Annotated in this window: 15 protein-coding genes, 1 pseudogene and 1 riboswitch; of the genes and pseudogenes, 6 read left to right on the forward strand and 10 right to left on the reverse strand. The window is 62.2% G+C overall.

Annotation, left to right across the window (positions count from 1 at the left end; genetic code table 11):
- The first annotated feature begins 2 nt into the window (after positions 1-2).
- From V8359_RS17750 to V8359_RS17765, 4 genes are read left to right on the forward strand one after another with little or no spacing between them, the layout of a single operon-like run.
- Positions 3-725: a competence/damage-inducible protein A gene (locus tag V8359_RS17750; RefSeq protein WP_336430446.1), complete on the forward strand. Its 723-nt coding sequence runs from the start codon at positions 3-5 to the stop codon at positions 723-725.
- Positions 722-1,471, forward strand: coding sequence for a GNAT family N-acetyltransferase (locus tag V8359_RS17755; RefSeq protein ID WP_336430447.1), 750 nt, complete (start codon positions 722-724; stop codon positions 1,469-1,471). Before V8359_RS17750 ends, V8359_RS17755 begins: the two co-directional genes overlap by 4 nt.
- Positions 1,468-2,034: a peroxidase-related enzyme gene (locus V8359_RS17760; RefSeq protein ID WP_336430448.1), complete on the forward strand. Its 567-nt coding sequence runs from the start codon at positions 1,468-1,470 to the stop codon at positions 2,032-2,034. The genes V8359_RS17755 and V8359_RS17760 overlap by 4 nt, the downstream gene beginning before the upstream one ends.
- The gene (locus V8359_RS17765; protein WP_336430449.1) at positions 2,034-3,035 is read left to right on the forward strand and encodes an OmpA family protein; all 1,002 of its coding nucleotides are present in this window, start codon (positions 2,034-2,036) and stop codon (positions 3,033-3,035) included. The genes V8359_RS17760 and V8359_RS17765 overlap by 1 nt, the downstream gene beginning before the upstream one ends.
- 17 nt (positions 3,036-3,052) lie before the next feature.
- Here the strand turns inward: V8359_RS17765 and V8359_RS17770 are convergent, their stop codons facing one another.
- The 7 genes and pseudogenes from V8359_RS17770 to V8359_RS17800 all read right to left on the reverse strand — a co-directional run bounded on the left by V8359_RS17770 (position 3,053) and on the right by V8359_RS17800 (position 13,434).
- A complete protein-coding gene (locus V8359_RS17770) occupies positions 3,053-3,877 on the reverse strand; it encodes a substrate-binding domain-containing protein (protein WP_336430450.1) in 825 nt (274 codons plus the stop codon).
- Entirely contained in the window at positions 3,874-4,590 is a 717-nt protein-coding gene (locus V8359_RS17775) for an ATP-binding cassette domain-containing protein (protein WP_336430498.1), read from the reverse strand. Before V8359_RS17775 ends, V8359_RS17770 begins: the two co-directional genes overlap by 4 nt.
- A gap of 5 nt (positions 4,591-4,595) precedes the next feature.
- The gene (locus V8359_RS17780; protein WP_336430451.1) at positions 4,596-5,300 is read right to left on the reverse strand and encodes an ABC transporter permease; all 705 of its coding nucleotides are present in this window, start codon (positions 5,298-5,300) and stop codon (positions 4,596-4,598) included.
- Between the two features lie 149 nt (positions 5,301-5,449).
- Positions 5,450-6,637, reverse strand: a complete 1,188-nt coding sequence (locus V8359_RS17785) for an HlyD family efflux transporter periplasmic adaptor subunit (protein ID WP_442970402.1) — start codon at positions 6,635-6,637, stop codon at positions 5,450-5,452.
- Positions 6,637-8,853: pseudogene (locus tag V8359_RS17790) on the reverse strand (ATP-binding cassette domain-containing protein). Before V8359_RS17790 ends, V8359_RS17785 begins: the two are co-directional and overlap by 1 nt.
- Positions 8,850-10,169, reverse strand: coding sequence for a TolC family protein (locus V8359_RS17795; RefSeq protein ID WP_336430453.1), 1,320 nt, complete (start codon positions 10,167-10,169; stop codon positions 8,850-8,852). The pseudogene V8359_RS17790 and the gene V8359_RS17795 overlap by 4 nt, the downstream one beginning before the upstream one ends.
- Before the next feature lie 67 nt (positions 10,170-10,236).
- Complete coding sequence (locus tag V8359_RS17800; RefSeq protein WP_336430454.1) at positions 10,237-13,434, reverse strand: Ig-like domain-containing protein; 3,198 nt, start codon at positions 13,432-13,434, stop codon at positions 10,237-10,239.
- A 334-nt stretch (positions 13,435-13,768) separates the two neighbouring features.
- On the opposite strand from V8359_RS17800, the gene argE reads away from it, so the two are divergent.
- On the forward strand, positions 13,769-14,932 hold the full coding sequence (gene argE, locus V8359_RS17805) for an acetylornithine deacetylase (protein ID WP_336430455.1): 1,164 nt from the start codon (positions 13,769-13,771) through the stop codon (positions 14,930-14,932).
- Between the two features lie 121 nt (positions 14,933-15,053).
- On the forward strand, positions 15,054-17,183 hold the full coding sequence (locus tag V8359_RS17810) for a tetratricopeptide repeat protein (RefSeq protein ID WP_336430456.1): 2,130 nt from the start codon (positions 15,054-15,056) through the stop codon (positions 17,181-17,183).
- A 42-nt stretch (positions 17,184-17,225) separates the two neighbouring features.
- Here V8359_RS17810 and trmB read toward each other — a convergent pair whose 3' ends face one another.
- The 3 genes from trmB to metK all read right to left on the reverse strand — a co-directional run bounded on the left by trmB (position 17,226) and on the right by metK (position 20,173).
- The gene (gene trmB, locus V8359_RS17815) at positions 17,226-17,948 is read right to left on the reverse strand and encodes a tRNA (guanine(46)-N(7))-methyltransferase TrmB (RefSeq protein WP_336430457.1); all 723 of its coding nucleotides are present in this window, start codon (positions 17,946-17,948) and stop codon (positions 17,226-17,228) included.
- A 58-nt stretch (positions 17,949-18,006) separates the two neighbouring features.
- On the reverse strand, positions 18,007-18,801 hold the full coding sequence (locus V8359_RS17820) for a DUF1353 domain-containing protein (protein ID WP_336430458.1): 795 nt from the start codon (positions 18,799-18,801) through the stop codon (positions 18,007-18,009).
- A 190-nt stretch (positions 18,802-18,991) separates the two neighbouring features.
- Positions 18,992-20,173, reverse strand: coding sequence for a methionine adenosyltransferase (gene metK, locus V8359_RS17825; RefSeq protein ID WP_336430459.1), 1,182 nt, complete (start codon positions 20,171-20,173; stop codon positions 18,992-18,994).
- Positions 20,174-20,178: 5 nt separating this feature from the next.
- Positions 20,179-20,228, reverse strand: a riboswitch (SAM-SAH riboswitch).
- Positions 20,229-20,255: the final 27 nt, after the last annotated feature.

Consider the following 20,255-nt stretch of genomic DNA (forward strand, 5'->3'; position numbering starts at 1 on the left):
CCATGTCCAACCCCACCGCCGCCATGCTTGTCATCGGGGATGAGATCCTCTCGGGTCGAACCCGCGATGCGAACATGCATCATCTGGCCTGCGCGCTGACACGACATGGCATTGATCTTCGCGAGGTGCGGGTTGTTTCGGACGACGCCGATGCGATCACCAAAGCGGTGCGCGCCCTGAGTGGCGGGTTCGATCACGTGTTTACCTCGGGCGGAATCGGGCCCACGCATGACGACATCACAGCCGACAACGTGGCGCGCGCCTTCGACAGGCCAATCGGGGTGCGCGACGATGCGCGTGCAATTCTCGAGGCGCATTACGAGCGCCAGAAGACCGAGTTGAACGAGGCACGGCTGCGCATGGCACGCATCCCCGAGGGAGCGACCCTGATCGACAACCCGATCAGCGCCGCGCCGGGATTCAGCATCGAAAACGTGCATGTCATGGCAGGTGTGCCGGCGATTTTCGAGGCGATGGTGGCCAGCGTCCTGCCCACGTTGACCGGCGGTGCGCCGATGCTTTCACAATCGCTTGAGGTGTTTCGCGGTGAGGGGGATGTGGCGGGCCCGCTACGCGAACTGGCCGAGAAACATCCCGGTCTGTCCTTTGGCTCCTACCCGTTTCAGCGCAATGGCGCCTTTGGTGCGCAGGTCGTCGTTCGGGGGCAGGATGCCGGGGAGCTTGACGCGGCGATGGCGGAGCTCAACCGGCTTTTTCCGGGATGACCGGCACCACATCCGCCCTGCCCGACCTTGCCACGCTTTATGATGTGGTCGAGCATACATGGCCTGCCGCCACGCTGTGCGAGGCCGGGCCATGGACCCTGCGCGAGGGCGCGGGTGGCGGCAAGCGGGTGTCGGCGGCCACGGCACGGGCGCCTTGTGACGCCGAGGATGTGCCGCTTGCCGCCGAGCGGATGCGGCAGATGGGACAGCCCCCTCTTTTCATGATCCGACGGGGGGAGGACGCGCTCAATACCATGCTGGCGCAGCTTGGCTATGAGGTGATCGACCCGGTCAACATATGGGCCTGTCCGGTTGCCGCGCTCTGCACCCATCGACCGCCGCGCACGACAAGCTTCAACCTATGGGAGCCGATGGCCATTCAGCGCGACATATGGGCCGATGGTGGGATCGGGCCGGGGCGGATCGCGGTGATGGAGCGGGCGCAGGGCCCCAAGACCGCGCTTTTCGGGCGGCACGAGAACCGTCCTGCCGCCACCGGTTTCGTGGCGATACACGCCGGGATCGCCATGGTGCATGCATTGGAGGTGCGCAGCCCCCACCGGCGGGCGGGCATGGGGCGCCACCTGATGATCGAGGCGGCCTTCTGGGCCAGGGATCAGGGTGCCGCGCATCTTGCGGTGATCTGCACCAAGGCCAATACGGCCGCCAATGCCCTCTACACTTCCCTCGGCATGGCGCTTGTGGGAGAGTATCATTATCGTATCCTGAAGGAGGCCCGCGTATGAGTGATACGCCCACCGCCCTTGACCTGCCGATGGCTGACCCCCTGCCCGAGCAGACACGGAAATATTTCGACGTCTGCGAGGACAAGCTCGGGATGGTCCCCAATGTCCTGCGGGCATATGCCTTCGACATCGAGAAGCTGAACGCCTTTACGGCCATGTATAACGATCTGATGCTGGCCGATAGCGGGCTGAGCAAGCTGGAGCGCGAGATGATCGCGGTCGCGGTCAGTTCAATCAACCGCTGCTGGTATTGCCAAGTCGCGCATGGCGCGGCCGTGCGGGCCCTCTCCGGCAAGCCCGAACTTGGCGAGGCGATGGTGATGAACTGGCGCATGGCCGATCTTGACGAGCGGCAGACCGCGATGCTGAACTTTGCCGAGAAGGTCACGATTGAGAGCAGCAAGATCACCGAGAAAGACCGTCAGGCACTTCGGGACGTCGGGTTCAGCGACCGGGACATCTGGGATATCGCGAGTGTTACCGGCTTTTTCAACATGTCCAACCGCGTGGCCAGCGCAACCGCGATGCAGCCCAACCCGGAATACCACGCGCAGGCGCGCTGATGACCCGCGCCCGCGCGCTGGTCGGCTGGATACTTGCCGCGATGGTTACCGCTCTGCCGGCCCGCGCGCTTGACCTTGACCTTGACCTTCCCGGTGACGGCACGCTCACCCGGCAGATCAAGCGCAGCAGCGACAGTTACGAGGTGCCGATCGGGCCATGGTCCGGCGGGTTTGCACCCGGCGTTACGGTCAAGGGCGACATTACCTTTCAGGCCTGGCGCCTCGACACGCAGGGGCAAAGCACACTTTCCATTCTGTCCGATCTTGCCAATCAGCTTTCTGCGGCGGGCTACGAGACGCTTCTGCGCTGTGCGGGCCGGGAATGCGGCGGGTTCGACTTCCGCTTTTCGACCGAGGTGCTTTCGGCGCCGGACATGTTCGTCGATCTCTTTGACTATCGCTTTTTGTCCGCGCGCCTGAACGAGAACGGTGCGGCGGGTTATGTCACCATCCTCGTCAGCCGGTCCGAGCGCGCGGGCTATGTGCAGATCGTGCTGGCCGATCCGCGGCGCGGCTCAAACCTGTCGGTGTCAGCGGGCAAGACACCGAGCGGTCAGCCCAGCCCGACGACCGAGGACATCGGGGACACCTCCCCGCCCCGACAAGAGACGCCGCTGGATGCGGACGCGTTGCAAGACGCGCTTGTCACACGCGGTCACGTCATTCTGGACGATCTGGAATTCGCCACGGGCGATTCCGCACTTGGCAACGGGCCGTTTTCGTCGCTCGAGGCGCTGGCCGCGTTCCTCGGGGTCGATCCCGAGCGCCGGGTGGCGTTGGTCGGGCATACCGATGCGACCGGTGGTCTTGACGTGAACATCGCGCTTTCGCGTGACCGCGCACGCGCGGTTCTGGAACGGCTGGTCGCGGCATATGACATACCGCGCAATCAGCTTGAGGCGCAGGGCATGGGCTATCTTTCGCCTGTCGCGCCCAACCTGACACAGGCCGGGCGCGAGGCGAACAGACGTGTTGAGGCGGTTCTGCTCAATACCGAGTGACCGCCGCGACGGGCCGCTTATTCTGCCGCCTGTGCGGCGGCGGTATCGGCATTGAATGTGAAGAGGGTTTCGCCGTTGATCGTGTAGGAATTGATCAGACCGGCGGCACGCTCGGATACGAGCCACTCTTCGACTTGCAGCGCCAGATCATTTTTGACGTGGTCATGCATCTCGGGGCTGACTGGCAGATAGGCATATTGGTTGAAGAGCACCGGATCGCCGGAAAACAGCAGCGCGAGGTCGCCCTTGTTGCCGAAGTTGAGCCAGCTTGCGCGATCGGACATGATGTAGGCATTCAGCCCGGACGCGGTATTGAGCGCCGCCCCCATGCCTGCGCCGACCTCCTTGTACCAGTCGCCGAATGTTTCGGGATCAAGCCCGGCAGAGGCCCAGAGGCTCAGCTCTTTCTTGTGGGTGCCGCTGTCGTCACCGCGGCTGACGAAGGGGGCCTTGGTCTCGGCGATGCGGGTCAGGGCCGCTTTTGCATCCTCGGCGGCGGCGACCGCAGCTTCATCCCCTTGGGGTCCGATGAATACGAAGTCATTATACATGATCTCGCGGCGGTGGGTGCCATAGCCACCCTCAAGGAACTTTTCCTCGGCTTTGCGCGAATGAACGAGGATCGCATCCACGTCGCCCGCCTCGCCGAGGCGGATCGCTTGGCCTGTCCCTACAACGAGAAGCTGAACCTCGATGCCGGTGTCCTCCTTGATGGCGGGCAGAAGGATGTCGGAAAGCCCCGAGTTGTGGAACGAGGTCGTGACGGCCATCTTCATCTCCTCGGCCGCAACCGCGCCCGCGGACATGACACTCATGCAGAGTGCGAGAATACCTTGTTTCATTCTACGATATCTCCTTTCAGAAACGCCAGTGCCTGCGGGCTGTGGGGTTTGGCAAAGAATTCGGTCGCGCGGCGATGCTCTTCGATCAGGCCCCCGCGCACGAATATCACCTCATCGGCCAGGCGTTTGGCCTGCCCCATGTCATGTGTGGACATTATGAGCCGCGTGCCGGTGTCGCGCGCGCGCACGAGGATATCCTCGATCTCGCGCATGGCGCGCCCATCGAGCGCGGCAGTCGGTTCGTCCAGGAAGATCACGTCGGGCGCACGGATCAGCGTGCGGGCCAGCGCAAGCTTCTGCCTCTCGCCGCCCGACAGCACCGGAGCGGGCCGGTCCAGCATGTCACCCAGCCCGACGCGGCGCGCCCAATCGGCGGCGCGCGCGCGCGCTTCGGCGCGGCGCACCCCAAGAAGGCGCAAAGGATAGGCCAGATTATCGCGCACCGACCGGCGCAGCATCACGGGCGTCTGAAAGACAAACCCTTGTCGCGCACGCGCCTCCACCTCATCGCAGGCCCATCGGATATCACCCTGTTGAACCCGCGCAATGCCATGCAGCATCTTGAGCAACGTCGTCTTGCCGGCGCCGTTGGGGCCGATAACAACGGTTACGCCGCGGGCCTCAAGCGCGAGGTCGATGGGCCCGGCGATCACCTTGCCGCGCACGCGGGCTACGGCCCCCGAGGCCACAAGCGGAAAGAGATCGGATGGCATGTCGCTCACCAGCGGCCCTCCCGTTCGGTCCGTCCGAGCCAATGGATCGCGAGGTTGACCCCGATGGCCATCGCGATCAACACGAAGCCAAGTGCCAGCGCGAGAGCGAATTCGCCCTTTCCGGTTTCAAGCGCGATGGCGGTTGTCAGGACGCGCGTTGCGTGGTCGATATTGCCACCCACCACCATGATCGCGCCCACCTCGCCGATGGCGCGCCCGAACCCGGCAAGTGCGGCGGTCAGCAACGCACGCCGCCCGTCCCAGATAAGCGCCGCCATACGCTGCCGTTTGGAAGTGTTCAGCGAAATGAGCAGATCATGATATTCGGCCCAGAGGTCGCGCAGGGCCTGATGGGCGATCGAAGCGATGAGCGGGACGATGATGATAACCTGCGCGATGATCATAGCCGTAGGTGTAAAGAGCAGGCCCAGCACCCCGAACGGCCCCTGCCGCGACAGCATGACATAAACCACGAGCCCCACCACCACGGGCGGCAACCCCATCAAGGCATTGAGAACGGCGATGGTGATACGGCGGAAACGGAAACGCTTGACCACCAGAAGCGCGGAGAGAGGCAGGGCAATCAGGCAGGCGATCACCAAGGCGCTGAGCGTCACCTGAAGTGAGCGCAGGGTGATCTCGACCAAGTCGGGATCAAGTGTTGCGACCAGCCACAACGCCTGCGCCAATCCATCCCAGAGATCGCCCATGCGAAATATCGCCTTTCAAAACCCTTACGAGCCGCAGGCAAAGCACAAAGCATCGTCATGAAAAAGGTTAAATTGGCTGCGGAGTGTCTGTTCGTGCGATGGCCTGTCGCGGAAACGAGACAAAATGTCGGGAAATACGCAGGGCGCGCCTATGGTTCGCGCAGGGCTTCCTGACTTTTGTAGAGCGGCTTGAGCAGATATTGCAGCACGGTCTTCCGGCCCGTGTGCAACTCGACCTCGGCGAGCATGCCGGGGCGCACATCAATCCGGGACTGCCGCGGCGTCAGCGCGGACCGGTCCACACCCAGCGTCACCTTGTAGTGCGGATTGCCATCCGGGTCGCGGGCGCGCTCATCCTTGAACGTGTCGGCGGAAATGAAATTGACGCGGCCTTTGAGTGTGCCGAAGATCGTATAGTCATACGCCGTGAGCTTGATCGTCGCCTCCTGTCCTTCACGGATATTGGCGATATCCTCGGGGGCCACCCGCGCCTCGACGAACAATTCCTCGTCGAGGGGGATGATCGACAGGATCTGCTCGCCCGGGCGCACCACCCCGCCGATCGTCGTGACGTTGAGATCATTGACGATACCGCGCATCGGGCTGTGAAGCGTCGTGCGGTTGAGTTGATCGAGGCTGGCTTCGAGGTTCTGGCGGAGCGTCGCAAGTTCCTTGAGCGTATCGGAATAAGCCTCGGCACGCTCAAGTTCGGTCTGGGTCACGATCTCGTCATAGCGTGTCTTGGCGTCCGCATGGGACTTGCGGGCACGCGTGACTTCGATCAGCGCCACGATCTTTTTTTCCAGAAGGTTTTCGAGAAGCCTTTTTTCCTCGGTTGCCTGTGCCAACACCGCCGCCGCCCCTTCGGCCCGTTTGACGTAATCGGCCTGACGCGCCTTGAGAAGCGCGCGTTCGGAGGCGACGATTTCCGGGCTGCGGCGGGTCAGATCATCAGAAACGTTGAAATCGAACTGACCGGCCAGTTCGGCCTCAAGCCGCAGTTGCCGGATTTCCAGCGCGGCGATCTGATCGCGCAGATCCGCGACCGAGGATTTGAATTGCGTTCCGTGCAACCGCGCCAGCACATCGCCGCGATTCACCACATCGCCTTCCTCAACCATCAGTTCCGAGAGAATTCCGCCCTCGAGGTTCTGAATGATCTGCGGGCGCGACGACGAGATGAACGAGCCTTCGGCGCGCACGATCTCGTCCAGCCACGCAAAGGCCGCCCACAGGATAAAGCGCCATACGGATATCGCGCAAAGCCAGACCGTAAGGCTCGGCCCTTTCATCCGGGCGCCAAGCTGTGCGGTGAGATTGGTCGTGCCCACCGCCATCATGCGTCTCCTCGGGACAGATGGGCGAGCACCTGATCACGCGGTCCGTCAACCGCCATCCGGCCCTGTTGAAGGATCATCGTCCGGTCCGCCAGCGCGACTATCGGCATCCGGTGCGTGGCGATCACCGCGGTGCGCTCCGCGAGCCATGTTTCCAGCCGACTGATCAAGGTGCGTTCAAGCGTCTGATCAAGCGCGGCGGTGGGCTCGTCCAGCAGGCATATCTTGGGATCCTGCAGCCAGAGCCGCGCCCATCCGATGGATTGGCGCTGTCCTTGGCTGAGGCCCTGCCCGCCATCGAGAATATCGAGATCAAGGCCCTTGGGATGCCCGCGAACGAATGGACCGAGCCCCGCAAAATCGAGCGCCTGCATGAGCCGGGCATCATCACGTTCAAGCAGCGTCAGGTTGAGGTTGTCGCGCAAAGTCCCCGAGAAAAGCCGAACGTCCTGACCGAGATGGCCGATGAGCCGGCGCAGATCGCGGGCATCGATCTGTCCCATGTCGGTTCCGTCAAGCATCACCCGCCCGCTGTCTGGCACGTAAAGGCCCGACAGCACCTTGAGCAGCGTCGTCTTGCCCGAGCCATTCGCGCCCAGCACCGCGAGTGTCTGCCCCGCCGGGATAGCCAGCCCCGCGATATCGAGTGTGGGGGCGCCCTCGGCCCCGTCATAACCAAAGCGCAGGTCATGAATTTCAAAGCCGCCCGCTGTGGTCTCCCGGCGCAGGTAGCTGCGACCGGCCTCGCTATCTTGTGGGGCAAGTGCCACGCTATCGAGCCCCTCAAGCGCGGATTTGACATTGCTCCAGCGCGCCATGATACCCGCGATCTGGGTCAGCGGGGCGAGTGTGCGACTGGTCAGGATGGAGACCGCGATGATCGAGCCCACGGTGAATTGCCCCGCAAAGACGAAGTAAGTGCAGACCACGATCGCCACCACATATGTGCCCTGCTGAAGGGCCTGGCTCCAGAAGGTGAGCACCGAGGCAAGCTTGCGCTGATCGCTGGATTTGAGCGCCGAGAGCGTTGTCAGCTCGGCCCAGAGACGGCGGAACCGATCCTCGGCGCGTTGGGTCTTGACGGTGTCCAGCTCGAACACCGCCTCGTGCAGAAGTCGCGAGGCCTTGGCCCCGGCCCCTTGGGTTTCCTGCGTGAGCCGCATCATCCGCTTTTGCAGGAAAAGGCCCGGCAGGATCATCAAGATGCCACCGATGATCAGCACCCAGACCACGTTCCCCGCAATGGATGCCACGAGGATCAGGAACACGAAGAGAAACGGAATATCGGCCAGTGATCCGATGGTCGACGCGGTGAAAAATTCGCGCACCGAGCCAAACTCGCGCATCGCGCTGAACAGGCTTGACGGGGCCCGCCCGGCCGTGGCCGAACGCATGCCCAAAAGCCGGTTCATGAGGACGCGCTGAACATTCACCTCTATCTGACGCCCGACCCCGTCCATGAGGTGAGAGCGGGCGATCTTGAGAAAGCTTTCCAGCAAAAGCGCCATAGCCGCCCCCGCCGCCAGCACCCAGAGCGTCGCCTCGGATTGATGTGGAATGACACGGTCATAAACCTGAAGCGAAAAAAGAGCGACCGACACGGCCAGAATGTTGGCCACGAAGGAGCCGAGCGCGATCTCGGCCACGTGGCGGCGGAAGTGGCGGAATTCGCCCCAGAATCAATGCGCCGACGCCGCGGCAGGCGCATGGCTCTGGGCGATGTCGTCAAGTGTGGATTCCGCCGAAAGGATACAGCCGCCAAAGAACGGCGTGAACTCGGCAAGGGTCACACGCGCGCGATTGTCGGTGCAACTATGATCGTAAACGACCAACTCGTCCCCTGACTGTTCAAGCACGAGAACGAACTGCCCGCTGGTCATGTGGGCAAGGGCGGGCCAATGGCTTGGCTCCGGCGATGCCACGCGCCGCACCTCGCTCAGCAATCCGCAGGTGGCGAGAGCCTCGGCAAGGATCGCCGGTTGCGCATCATCCGCGCCCGCGCCGCCGTCGGGCATCGCCTCGAGCAGATCGCGCGGGATCACCTCGCATCTCATAAGCCCGGCATAGACCGCCGCGAGGTCGGCGCGTCCGCGTGCCGAAGGATCAAAGCGCGTGTCACCCCCTGCGGAATTGGGCGGGGCATCGGAATTCGACACCACGCCGGGCCGCGTCGCGGTTTTGCCGGTGATCGTGAGCGCGATGGGCTTGCCGGTCAAATGTCGCTCCCGTCCGCCAGAAGCCCAAGACGCCGTGCCAGTTCAAGCCGTGTGCGCGCGAGTTCGTATTTCAGGTCAACCGCCGCCGACTGACGGCTTGCATAGGTCTCGTAAACTCCGACCACATCCATCACCTGCCGCTGGCCCGCATCATATTGTGATTGAAAGAGATCGAGATTGGCCTTGGCCTGTGTCTCAAGCTGTCTGGCCTCGCTTGCCTGACGCTCCAGCGCGACAATGCGCGCCTCGAGCCGCCGTTCGGCGCGGGCGGCATCTTCGGTCGCTTGTCCGACGCGGCGTTGGGCCGTGTCCTTGGCCATTTCAATGGCCTTGAGGTTCGCCCCGGTTCCAAACCCGATAAGCTGCCCGCCGCCGACGGTGACGTCGGGGCCGTCGGAGGAACTTCCGGTGGTGCCGCTGGCAGTAAGACCCGGCAAAAGCCCGGCGCGATCCACCTGCGCCTGCGCGATGTCGCGGTCACGCTCGGCCTCGGCCCGCAGGACGGCAAGCGATTTGACACCGCGCCCCGCCACGCCAAGCGCATCAATGCCGGTCACATCGTCAAGCGGCACACCCGACATGGCGTTCAGCTCGGCCATGGCGGTGACGCTCGCTTCTTGGGCGGCGGCCTGACGGGCGCGTATTTCAGCAAGCTTTTGATTCAACACGTTAAGATCAGAGCGATCCGACACGCCGCCCTGAACACACTCGTTCATGACCCACTGAAAATGGCTCATGTCTTTGAGCGTCCGCCCCTCGAGTGCAAAGCGTTCACGGGCCTCGGCGGTATCGAGGTAAAGCGAAAGCGCGGATTCAAGCCGTTCATTGGTGTCCTGAGCCAGCCCGACCGCCGCCACCTCGACATCGGCCTTGGCAAAGAGGCGTTCGGACCTGAGGCGGCCGTGATCGAAAAGAACCTGTTCTACGAAGATGGTCGCAACCACCTCAGAGAGGCTGGTCAGGCTGATGTTCGGGCCGATCTTGGGCAACCAGTTTTTCGAGGCGGCCTCGGCGCGCAGACGCGCGGCGCGAAGCTCGGCCTCGGCGGTGCGGCTATTGGCGGCCAGAACGGCGCCCGCGACTTGGTCATAGCTGCCCCCCGGCGGCAGGATGCTTTGGCGGCCCTGAAGCGCGGAAATAACGGCGCTTCGGCTTTCGTCCGTAGCTTCGGAGCCGATGCCGCCGCCTGCACCGATCGCGCCAAAGCGCGACACGGTTTCGTCGTCGCCAGTTCCCCCGGGTGCCATGCACCCAGACAGAACGAGACAGACCGCAACACACGCCGCCCATCGCCCCGGTCCGTTCCACTGCCCCATTTCATGCCCCTTGGTCGGTAGCTTCTTGTTGTGTGGCGCGCGCCCGCCCGGCGGGTACGCGCCGGATTCAGATGACGGTGCTGATGTCGTCGTCCACCACGACCGACGTGCCGTTATCGAAGGTGTAGACCGTGTGTGCCTCACCATCGACAGAGCGTTCTCCACCTTTGGTTGCGCCCTGAATGGTGAGCGTGTCATCGGCCCCGCCGCGCACCAGAAGCGTGTCGGCGGTGTCAGACAGGCCATCGAGCAGGGTTTCGTCGATGGTGAGCTTCGACTGGTCTCCGAAGCGCAGATCGACCGTTTCGATGTTGAACTGACCCAGATTTCCATTGCCGAGATCGACGACATTGGTGTTCACCTCGTCGAGGACGACATAGGTGCTGGCCGCATTGCCGGCGGTATCCTGTCCAGTGATCACCAGCTGCGAGCCATCGGGAATGGTCGTGGGCGCGCCTGCCCCGTCGAGGAAGTGATACGTGGTTTCACCAAGGAACGCATCCGCGCTTTCGTGTACAGCCATGCGGTTGACTGCGCCGTTCGCTTCGACCTGATCGACGGTGACGTCGTCTTGGGTGGTCTCGATCGTGGCGTTGCGATAGCCGTCCACTTGCCGGAAATAGCCCACGATGTCCGGCTGATCCGGCACGAGCGTGTCAATCACCAGAGTGTCGTCGATGCTGCTTGAGTTGCCAGCACCATCGGTGGCGGTGATCTTCATCGCAAAGGTCTCGTCGGCGGAGGGAATGTCGGCTGCGGGAATGTCCACGCTCCAGTTGCCAGCGGCATCGACAGCGGCGGTATAGGTCTTGCCCAGCACCTCGACCTTGACGGTGGACCCCGGTTCGACCTGACCGGTGATGGTTGCGCCGTCGGTGGCTTCGGACGCGTTGACGATGTTGTCCGCCTCAACCGGTTGCGGCCCCTTGGAGAGGGCGTTGACCCGCGTGTCCACGCGCACCGTATCGGAAACCGACAAGTCGTTGCCCGCGGCATCCACCACGTTGACCACCAGATCGGCGTCATATTCACCGTCCGGCACCACGCCGGGGCCGAAATTGGCGGTCCAGTTACCCGCCGCATCGACAGTTGCCTGCCGGGTCACGCCGCCAAGGGATACCGAAACGGTCGATCCCGGCTCAACCGTGCCGGTGATGTCGAAACCGCTGGCGGCGACGGCCCCGTTGATTACGCCAGTGCCGTCGGTCGCCGTCGCAAGGCTCGGCGGGGTCAACGCGAGATTGTCGACCAGAGTGTCGACGCGCCCCGCGCCGTCGACCGACCGGGTATTGCCGGCTGCATCGGTTATCGTCGCGGTTACCGCGGGTGTGTGTGTGCCCGGCGTGATCTCATGGCTGGCATAGGTGGTGGACCATGTGCCATCGCCCCCCGTCACGGCCTGGTGCGTCACACCGTCAAGCGTCACGACAACCAGCGCGCCGGGCTCGGCTGTGCCGGTCACGGACACACCGGCCTGCGCCTCGGCGTTGTTGATTATCCCGTCGCCGCCGATCTGATCCGCATTAAGCGTGAGCGTGCCAGCCTCGGTGTCGACGGTGACCGTGTTGGTAAGCGTGCGCTGATTGCCCGCAACATCCGTGGCAAGCGCCGTGAGCGTCATATCGTAGGTGCCCGCCGCGATCTGTGCCGCGCTGAACGTCGCTGTCCAGCTGCCATCGGCCGCGACCGTGGCATTGACCGTCTCGGCCCCCAGCGTCACGACAACGGTCGAACCCGGTTCGGTGGTGCCAGTGGCGACAAAGCCGGACTGTGCCTCGGTGCCGTTGATCACGCCGTCATCACCGCCCGATTGTCCCGTGATTGCGAAGTTATCAACCTGCGTATCCACCCGGACGGTGCCGGAGGTCGCGTTCGTATTGCCCGCCGCATCGGTCGAGGTTGCCGTCACCTCGGCGTCATATGTGCCGGGCGCAAGCGTGTCCTTGTCGAAGGTCGCGCTCCAATCGCCCGAGCCATCGGCGGTGACGGTCAGGGTCTTGCCTGCCATCTCGACCACCACCTCGGCGCCCGGCGTGGCAGTGCCGACCACCGTCACGCCATCCTGGGTTTCGGCGTGGTTGATGGTGCCGTCACCTTCGATCTGCGTCGTGGAGATGGCGACATCGTTTGCCACCGTGTCGATCACGACCTTGTCTGTCACGGTCGTGCTGTTGCCGGCCGCGTCGCGGCTGACCACGGTGACCGTCGTTTCGTATTCGCCCTCGGGCAAGGTGCCCTTCTCGAAGGTCACCGTCCATGTGCCGTCAGAGCCGACCGTCGTCTCGCGGGTGACGTCCTCGATTATGACGTCTATCGTGGCGCCCTCTTCGCCAGTGCCGCCGATTTCGATACCTGCCTCGAACGCCGCCGCGTTCGAGATGTCTCCGGCGCTTTCGGTGCCCGAAGAGATCGCGGTGTCAGGCGGCGTCGTGTCGATCACGACGTCGGGGCCGGAGAGCTCGGTGGTCGTGCCGTTCTTCTCGGTGACGACGACCGTCACTTCGTGCTCTCCGTCGGCGGGGAAATCATCGCCGGTGAACTCGACTTCCCAATCGCCGTTCTTGTCGGCCTCGCCCTCGACAGTCTTGTCCCCGATGGTGACCTTGACGTCCGATCCGGGGTCAGCCTTGCCGGAGATGGTGATCGTGCTGTCATCGGCGTTCGCGTCATCTCCGCCGATTTCGATAACGGTATCCTGATCGACACTGGGTGGAATACGTGCCGGACCATCGTCCTCACCGGGGATGACCGCAGCCGCGGCCACCGCCGCGGCGCCCGCACCTGCCGCTGTCAGAGCACCACTACCGCCGAGTATGCCAGCGCCCAGCATGCTGACGGTCTCTTCGCCGCCGCCCTCAGCAGCCGCAAGCACCACCTCTTCATCGTCGTCCAGAAAGATCAACTCGTCCGACGGGCTCCATTTGCCCCATTGTTCGGTCGGGCCGTATTGCGCATAGATCGCCCCGTCTCCGCCATCGACCAGCGTCACCTCATTGAGATATCCGTCCGCGGAAATGAACAGACGGCTTTCCGCTTCGCCCGACGGAGCGAAGTAATCCTCAAGAACAATCGTTCGCCCATCCGTCAATGTGATCTGAAGATTGTTGCCCGACCGGGAATACCCGTCAATTTCGATCTGCCGCAGGTTCAACGACAATTCGAGGCCGGGTTCGGTGGGAATTTTGGAAAATTGCTCGTCGGCGGAAATCGCGCCATATTGTGTTGCACCCGCACGTGTACGGGTGACGAAATCTATCGTCTTCATGAATGCCACCACTCTATCTCAATGGACCCATGCTTTGCGCACGGTTATCTTATTGAGCAATAACGTATTCTTGTTGGCAAAAAATCGCCACAATTTTTTCCCAACACCGCCATCATTTTAATAATGGCTTTGGTTTCGGCGGTTTTTTCCAGTCACGTCGCGTGAAATACAGTCATGCCCTTGGGGTTGACCGATTTTCCGAGTCAAATCTGCAACAGGTTTTTCCACCAAAAGCTCAGGTCAGCGCAACGTGCAGCCCCGAAAAAACGGCGCTTGACCCTGCCGCATCCTAAGTCGCAATGTCGCGGCATTGATACATTCGACGGATTTGCGCATGGCGTCCCATCTCGATCACACAACCGAACTCCTTTCGCGTCTCATCTCTTATCCCACCATCTCGGATCAGAGTAACCTCGACATGATCGCCGAGTTGTCCGAGAGGCTCGGGGATGCCGGCGCACGGGTGGACGTCTGGTATGACGAGACCGGCGCGAAGGCCAACCTCTTTGCCACGCTTGGGCCAGAGGGTGATGGCGGTATCGTGCTTTCGGGACATACAGATGTGGTGCCCGTGGCCGATCAGGAGTGGACCAGCGATCCGTTCATCGCGGAAACGCGGGACGACAGGGTTTTCGGACGCGGCAGCTGTGACATGAAAGGCTTTATCGCCGCCTGCGTGGCACTCGCCCCCTATTTTGCCCAAAGGGCCCGGCACCGCCCTGTGCATTTCGCCTTCACCTATGACGAAGAAACGGGATGTTTCGGCGGTCAGGCCCTTATCGAAAGCCTCAGGGAGAAGGCATTGCGCCCGAGCCTTGCCATCGTGGGAGAGCCCACGTCGATGCGGGTGATCGAAGGGCACAAGGGATGTTTCGAATACAGCACGCATTTTCACGGCCTTGCGGGCCACGGGTCGGCACCCGATCGCGGCGTGAACGCCGCCGAATACGCCGCGCGATATGTGAACCGCCTTCTTGACCTGAAGGACGAGTTGCGCGCCCGTGCGCCCGAAGGTGGCCGGTTCGATCCGCCGTGGACGACGATCAACACCGGGGCGTTCCACGGTGGTGTGGCACATAACGTCATTCCAAGCGCGGCGCGCGTCGATTGGGAAATGCGCCCGGTTCAGGCGTCGGACGCGCATTTCGTCAAGGACAACCTGCGCGACTATTGCGAACGTGTGCTCTTGCCTTTGATGCGCGCTGTAGACCCCGAGGCGCGGATCGATACCGAAATCATCTCGGAGGTGACGGGACTCGAGCCCGCCGATGCAAACGAGGCGCGGGCGATCATGATGGAACTGACCGGCGCCGAGAAAAGCGATCTCGTGGCCTTCGGCACCGAGGCCGGACTGTTTCAGCAATATGGCCTTTCCGCGGTGGTCTGTGGTCCCGGCTCGATCGAGCAGGCGCACAAGGCGGACGAGTTCATCGCACTCGATCAGTTGTCGCAATGCGTGGGTATGCTGGAGCGCCTCGCAGATAATCTCGGGTCGTGACACACCGCGCTATCAAACACTCTTCACGAACCGGTCACGGCATCGTTTAAGGCCCTCAGGTCGTGTCTCCGTTAGTTTCCTGACATTGGGTTAGGAACTGCGGTTACACTTATGGCCAAGAGTGAAAAGAGACCGTTTCAAACCGGTCATTCGCGAAAATTCTCTACGTCTCGTGCCGGGTCTGCCCGTCCGGAAAACACCCGACACGCTTCGACGGCTTGTCGCGCTCTTTCAGGCTCAACGCCACACAGATCTATTGCGCGACTCCACTGCCGTGCGGCTTAGGTATCCGCGCTCGCTCGCCCTGCTTAGCTTGATGGCCGGGGCCCATACCGGCCTTGGCGAGTTCAACGCCGCGCTGGCCTGCTTGGATGAGGCATTGGAACTCGCGCCCGAAAATGCCGAAATGCATTATAACAAGGGTGTCATACTGAAAAAGGCGGGCCACCCCGATGCGGCCATACGCAGCTATGAAACGGCGCTGCGCCATGAACCGCGTCACGCCGGTGCCGCCAACAATCTCGGCACCCTGCGCAAAGATAGCGGTGATCTACAGGGGGCTGTGCAGGCTTACCGCAAAGCTATTGGGCTCAAACCCGACACTCCGGCTGCACATAACAATCTCGGCGCGCTCTATCAGCAACTTGGTCGGCCCGGCGACGCGTTGCAAAGTTATCTGTCGGCACATCGTCTCGCTCCGGGTGATGCCGACATCCGCCGAAATATCGGACGTCTTCTCACCGGTCATTCCCTTCCGGACCCTGTCGAGAGGCTGGCTCCTCTGCTGATCGAATTGCTGAGCGATGATGACGGCCCTCGTCCGGCCGATATCGCTCCGGTCGTCTGTCGCGTGGTTCTGAATGATCCGGCCAGTGCGCAGGCGCGCGCGCAGATTGACCAAGACCTGCCCGGCGCGCTCGATGTTTTGTCAAGGATGCCGCTTCTCCTGCGGATCATGAGACTTTGCCCTCTGCCTGACCTGACCCTTGAAGAGATGCTTGTTCGGCTGAGGGCGGCACTTCTGCTCGCGTTTTGGGGCGTGCCGTTGAACAAGAAATGCGCCGAGGTGCAATCCGCGCTCGCGGGGCAATGCTTCATTAATGAATACCTCTACCCGATCACCCCCGAGGAGAGCCGCGCATATATCCGCCTGAAGGTCGAAACCGAAGCCAAGATTGACGCAGGCGTCCAGCCCGATCCGCACGCTATTTTGTGCCTCGCAAGCTATGCCCCCCTCAGCAGCCTGAAATTCTTTGATCGGCTCGACCCCGATAGCCTGCCCGAGGATCTTTGCCGTATGCAGGTCACCGAAACCAAGAAGGAGCGGGCAATCCGCGCCGCTTTGCCAACTTTGGGCAAGGTCGCGGATGCCGTGTCATCGGCCGTGCAGACCCAATACGAGGACAATCCCTATCCCAGATGGATCCGGGCAGATCACGGGCATCCGAGCATCACCCTTACTCAACTCACCGATCATCTTGGGCTTCGCCTGTCGCATCCCGCGATTCGTAACACCTCAACTCCAAGCATCCTGATTGCCGGGTGTGGGACCGGCCAGCAATCCATCGAAACGGCCTTGCGGTTTTCCAATTGCCGGATCACCGCCATCGACCTGAGCCGCGCCAGCCTTGCCTATGCCAGCCGCAAGACGGCAGAGCTCCAGCTTTCAAATATCGACTATATTGAGGCCGACATTCTTGATTTGGATCTGCTCGACCGTAAGTTCGATTTGGTGATCTCGACAGGAGTTCTGCATCACATGGCCGATCCGGTCGCCGGATGGGCATCGCTTTGCCGCAGACTGAAACCGAATGGATTGATGAAGATCGCGCTATACAGCGAACGCGCGCGACAGGATATCGTTCATCTGCGCAACCGGATAGCCAAAGAAGGCGTTGGCACCGATGCCGCCGCGATGCGCAGCTTTCGCGCCGCGCTGTTGCAAGACCGCGACGCGCTCGGAGTGGATATTACGGGGGCCAATGACTTTTACAGTCTGAGTGCGGTGCGCGATCTGCTGTTCCATGTTCAGGAACATCGCTTCACCATTCCGCAGATCGCCCACGCTCTCACACAGCTGGGTCTTGCTTTCTGCGGATTCGAGCCGACCGATCCGCGCATGATGAGCCGCTTTCGGGCGCGCCACCCCGCGCCGGAGGCGGCCTGCGATCTTGGTCTGTGGCACGCTTTCGAAGAAGATCACCCGAGCACCTTCTCCGGCATGTATCAATTCTGGTGTCAGAGAACCTGAAGTGGTCGCACCGGCATGGGCAGGCGTGCTTGAATACGTGGCTCAGGTCCGGCGAAACGTCAGGTAATGAGGCACCCGCCCCTCGCGCAGGGCCTTCTTTTCATAGCGCGTCGATTGCCAGTCCTCCCAGGGTTCGCGCCAGTCCGCCGGGCGTTTGGCAAGCCATTCGAAGCCGTGGCGCGGCACCTCTTCAAGGGTTTGCCGCACATAATCGGGAATATCGGTCGCCACCCGCAGGATCGCCCCCGGTGCCATGACCCGCGCCAAAGGCCCAAGGTGTTCGGGCGTGACAAAGCGCCTGCGGTGGTGGCGCTTCTTGGGCCATGGATCGGGGTATAGAAGGAAGGCACGCGAAATGCTAGCATCGGGCAGGACGTCGAAAAGATCGCGCGCGTCACCCGGATGCACCGCCAGATTGGCAACACCCGCGCGCCGTATCTTACCCAGAAGCATCGCGACGCCGTTAATGAACGGCTCGGCCCCGATGATCGCGACGTGGGGGTTTTCCGCCGCCTGATGCACGAGATGCTCACCCCCGCCAAACCCGATTTCAAGCCAGACGGGGCGCGCACCGAAACGCGTCTCAAGATCAAGAGGCGTGCGGTCGGGATTTTCCTCCCAACCAACGGGGCCGGGCGAAAGCGCGGCGAGGTCTTCTTCAAGATACCGCTTCTGGCTTGGCTTGAGCGCCTTACCCTTTAACCGGCCATAGAAGTTTCGCCAAGGCGCACCCGAGGCATGAGCGTTCTGATCATCGTTTGTCATGGGGCGGCGATGTAGCCTCCGCAGATCGGGGTTGCAATGCGGCGATGCGCGTTTCCTCTCAGAGAGCAGTTCCGCCGCCACCATGACCGCCGCCTTGCCCACCTCCGCCCGGTGCCCCGCCAGCCGCAGCCGTGGCCGCAATCCCGCGCTCTTGCCCGGTTATGAAACCGACGAGGGCGGGAATGCTCGGGTTGTTCGCTTCGACAAACGCTTTGGTGCGGCGCATCGCGGCCCGCATCTGGACTGGATTCTGTTCGGCCGGTTCAAAGGATGGCGTGCCCGCCACCGCCGCCGGTGCGGCAAAGGCCAGCGCCCCACCTGTTTCTGGCCGCCCCCCGGGCCAGCGTGGCCCGCCCAGCCAGACCGCGGCGAACATCACCTTGGCCTTGATTTCAGGCACGCCGCCCACGCGCAGCGCGTCATAGAACATGACATGCACATCGTGCCACGGGGCCGTGTGATAGTTTGGCCCCTCTTCGTTGCCGATGCCACAATACGCGTCATGAACCGCCGCGGCATTGATGAATTCGGGTGACGTCGGGTCGCCCACGATCGACACGAAGACCGGCGGGATCGACGCGCCATCGGTCACGATCCCCTCATGCGCGACCCAACGCGACCCTGTGCCATCCACGAAATCGACCTGTTCGGTGGTGGGATAGAACGGCACATCGCGGCTGGGAATAACAAGCAGTCTGGACCGGTCCACTTTGACCGGGCTGTTGACAAAATGGCAGTTGGCACCGGCTTTGCAGGTCGGGTTAACGGGCACACGTGCGCCCTCGGGCGATTTGACGGTGAACTGCGCACAGCCGGCAATCAGCACGAAAGCGAGACAGGCGATAAATCTCATTCGAAATCCAAACGGTTGCTTTCAATGGCGAGAGCGTAACGCTTGCCAGCCCGCTTTGACAACACCCGGTGCAAGCGTGTTCCAGGAGCTTTGCCTCTTCATTCCGGGAAAATGCTGTCGTCTTCCACGACGCCAAAACAAAAACGGCGGAGCCCTGCCCCGCCGCTTTTTCTTGGTGTCTGATCGTGTTTCAGATCGCCTTTTTCAGAACTTCGGCCAGATCGGTCTTTTCCCAGCTGAACCCGCCATCGGCCTCGGGCTCGCGCCCGAAATGGCCATAGGCCGCCGTGCGCTCATAGATCGGCTTGTTGAGCTGAAGTTTCTCCCGGATACCACGCGGCGTTAGGTCCATGGACTTGCGGATCGCCTTTTCGATATCGGCGGGATCGACTTCGCCGGTGCCATGGGTATCCGCATAAATCGACAGTGGGTTCGACACGCCGATCGCATAGCTTAGCTGAATCGTCACACGCTCGGCCATGCCTGCGGCCACGACGTTTTTGGCCAGATAGCGCGCGGCATAGGCCGCCGAGCGGTCCACCTTGGTCGGGTCCTTGCCCGAGAAGGCTCCGCCGCCATGCGGGGCCGCTCCACCGTAGGTATCAACGATGATTTTGCGACCGGTCAGGCCCGCGTCACCATCAGGTCCGCCAATGACGAATTTGCCCGTCGGGTTGACGTGCCATTCCGTCTCTTCGGTGAGCCAGCCATCGGGAAGCACCTCGCGGATATAGGGCTCAACGATCTGGCGGATGTCGGCGCTGGTCAGGCTTTCGTCCAAGTGCTGTGTCGACAGCACAAGAGAGCTGACCGACACCGGTTTGCCGTTCTCATACAATACCGAAAGCTGACTTTTGGCATCCGGGCCGAGCACCGGCTCGGTGCCGTCTTTGCGCACTTCGGCAAGACGGCGCAAAATCCTGTGGCTGAATTGGATCGGCGCCGGCATCATCGCATCGGTTTCATTGGTGGCAAAACCGAACATGATGCCCTGATCACCTGCGCCCTCTTCCTTGTCAGCCGCTGCATTCACGCCTTGGGCGATATGCGCGGATTGTTCGTGGAGAAGGTTGGTGATCTCGCAGGTTTGCCAGTGAAATTTGTCCTGCTCATAGCCGATATCCTTGATGCAGGCGCGCGCAATATCTTCGATGCTGTCCATGTATTCGGCCAGTTTCGCCTGATCGCGCAGACCCACCTCACCGCCGATCACGACGCGGTTGGTTGTGGCAAATGTTTCGGCTGCGACACGCGCCTCGGCTTCCTCGCTCAGGAGTGCATCGAGAATTGCGTCAGAAATCCGGTCACACACCTTGTCGGGATGCCCCTCCGACACGGACTCGGAGGTGAAGGTGTAATTCTTTCTTGTCATGGGAACGCTCCATTATGAGTTACCCCGTCACGCCAGGAAGCCGTTGTGACAGTTGCATCTCCGTTACGCCGGGAGCGCGGAA

The organism is Roseovarius sp. E0-M6, assembly GCF_037083845.1.
In the GTDB taxonomy this organism is placed as follows: domain Bacteria; phylum Pseudomonadota; class Alphaproteobacteria; order Rhodobacterales; family Rhodobacteraceae; genus Roseovarius.

Bases quoted from the DNA above. Each gene is read 5' to 3' on its own strand.
- argE (WP_336430455.1), top strand. From the start codon at position 13,769: ATGGCGTCCCATCTCGATCACACAACCGAACTCCTTTCGCGTCTCATC.
- metK (WP_336430459.1), bottom strand. From the start codon at position 20,173: ATGACAAGAAAGAATTACACCTTCACCTCCGAGTCCGTGTCGGAGGGG.
- trmB (WP_336430457.1), bottom strand. From the start codon at position 17,948: ATGACAAACGATGATCAGAACGCTCATGCCTCGGGTGCGCCTTGGCGA.
- V8359_RS17775 (WP_336430498.1), bottom strand. From the start codon at position 4,590: ATGCCATCCGATCTCTTTCCGCTTGTGGCCTCGGGGGCCGTAGCCCGC.
- V8359_RS17750 (WP_336430446.1), top strand. From the start codon at position 3: ATGTCCAACCCCACCGCCGCCATGCTTGTCATCGGGGATGAGATCCTC.
- V8359_RS17760 (WP_336430448.1), top strand. From the start codon at position 1,468: ATGAGTGATACGCCCACCGCCCTTGACCTGCCGATGGCTGACCCCCTG.
- V8359_RS17780 (WP_336430451.1), bottom strand. From the start codon at position 5,300: ATGGGCGATCTCTGGGATGGATTGGCGCAGGCGTTGTGGCTGGTCGCA.
- V8359_RS17770 (WP_336430450.1), bottom strand. From the start codon at position 3,877: ATGAAACAAGGTATTCTCGCACTCTGCATGAGTGTCATGTCCGCGGGC.
- V8359_RS17820 (WP_336430458.1), bottom strand. From the start codon at position 18,801: ATGAGATTTATCGCCTGTCTCGCTTTCGTGCTGATTGCCGGCTGTGCG.
- V8359_RS17800 (WP_336430454.1), bottom strand. From the start codon at position 13,434: ATGAAGACGATAGATTTCGTCACCCGTACACGTGCGGGTGCAACACAA.
- V8359_RS17765 (WP_336430449.1), top strand. From the start codon at position 2,034: ATGACCCGCGCCCGCGCGCTGGTCGGCTGGATACTTGCCGCGATGGTT.
- V8359_RS17795 (WP_336430453.1), bottom strand. From the start codon at position 10,169: ATGGGGCAGTGGAACGGACCGGGGCGATGGGCGGCGTGTGTTGCGGTC.
- V8359_RS17755 (WP_336430447.1), top strand. From the start codon at position 722: ATGACCGGCACCACATCCGCCCTGCCCGACCTTGCCACGCTTTATGAT.
- V8359_RS17785 (WP_442970402.1), bottom strand. From the start codon at position 6,637: ATGGCGGTGGGCACGACCAATCTCACCGCACAGCTTGGCGCCCGGATG.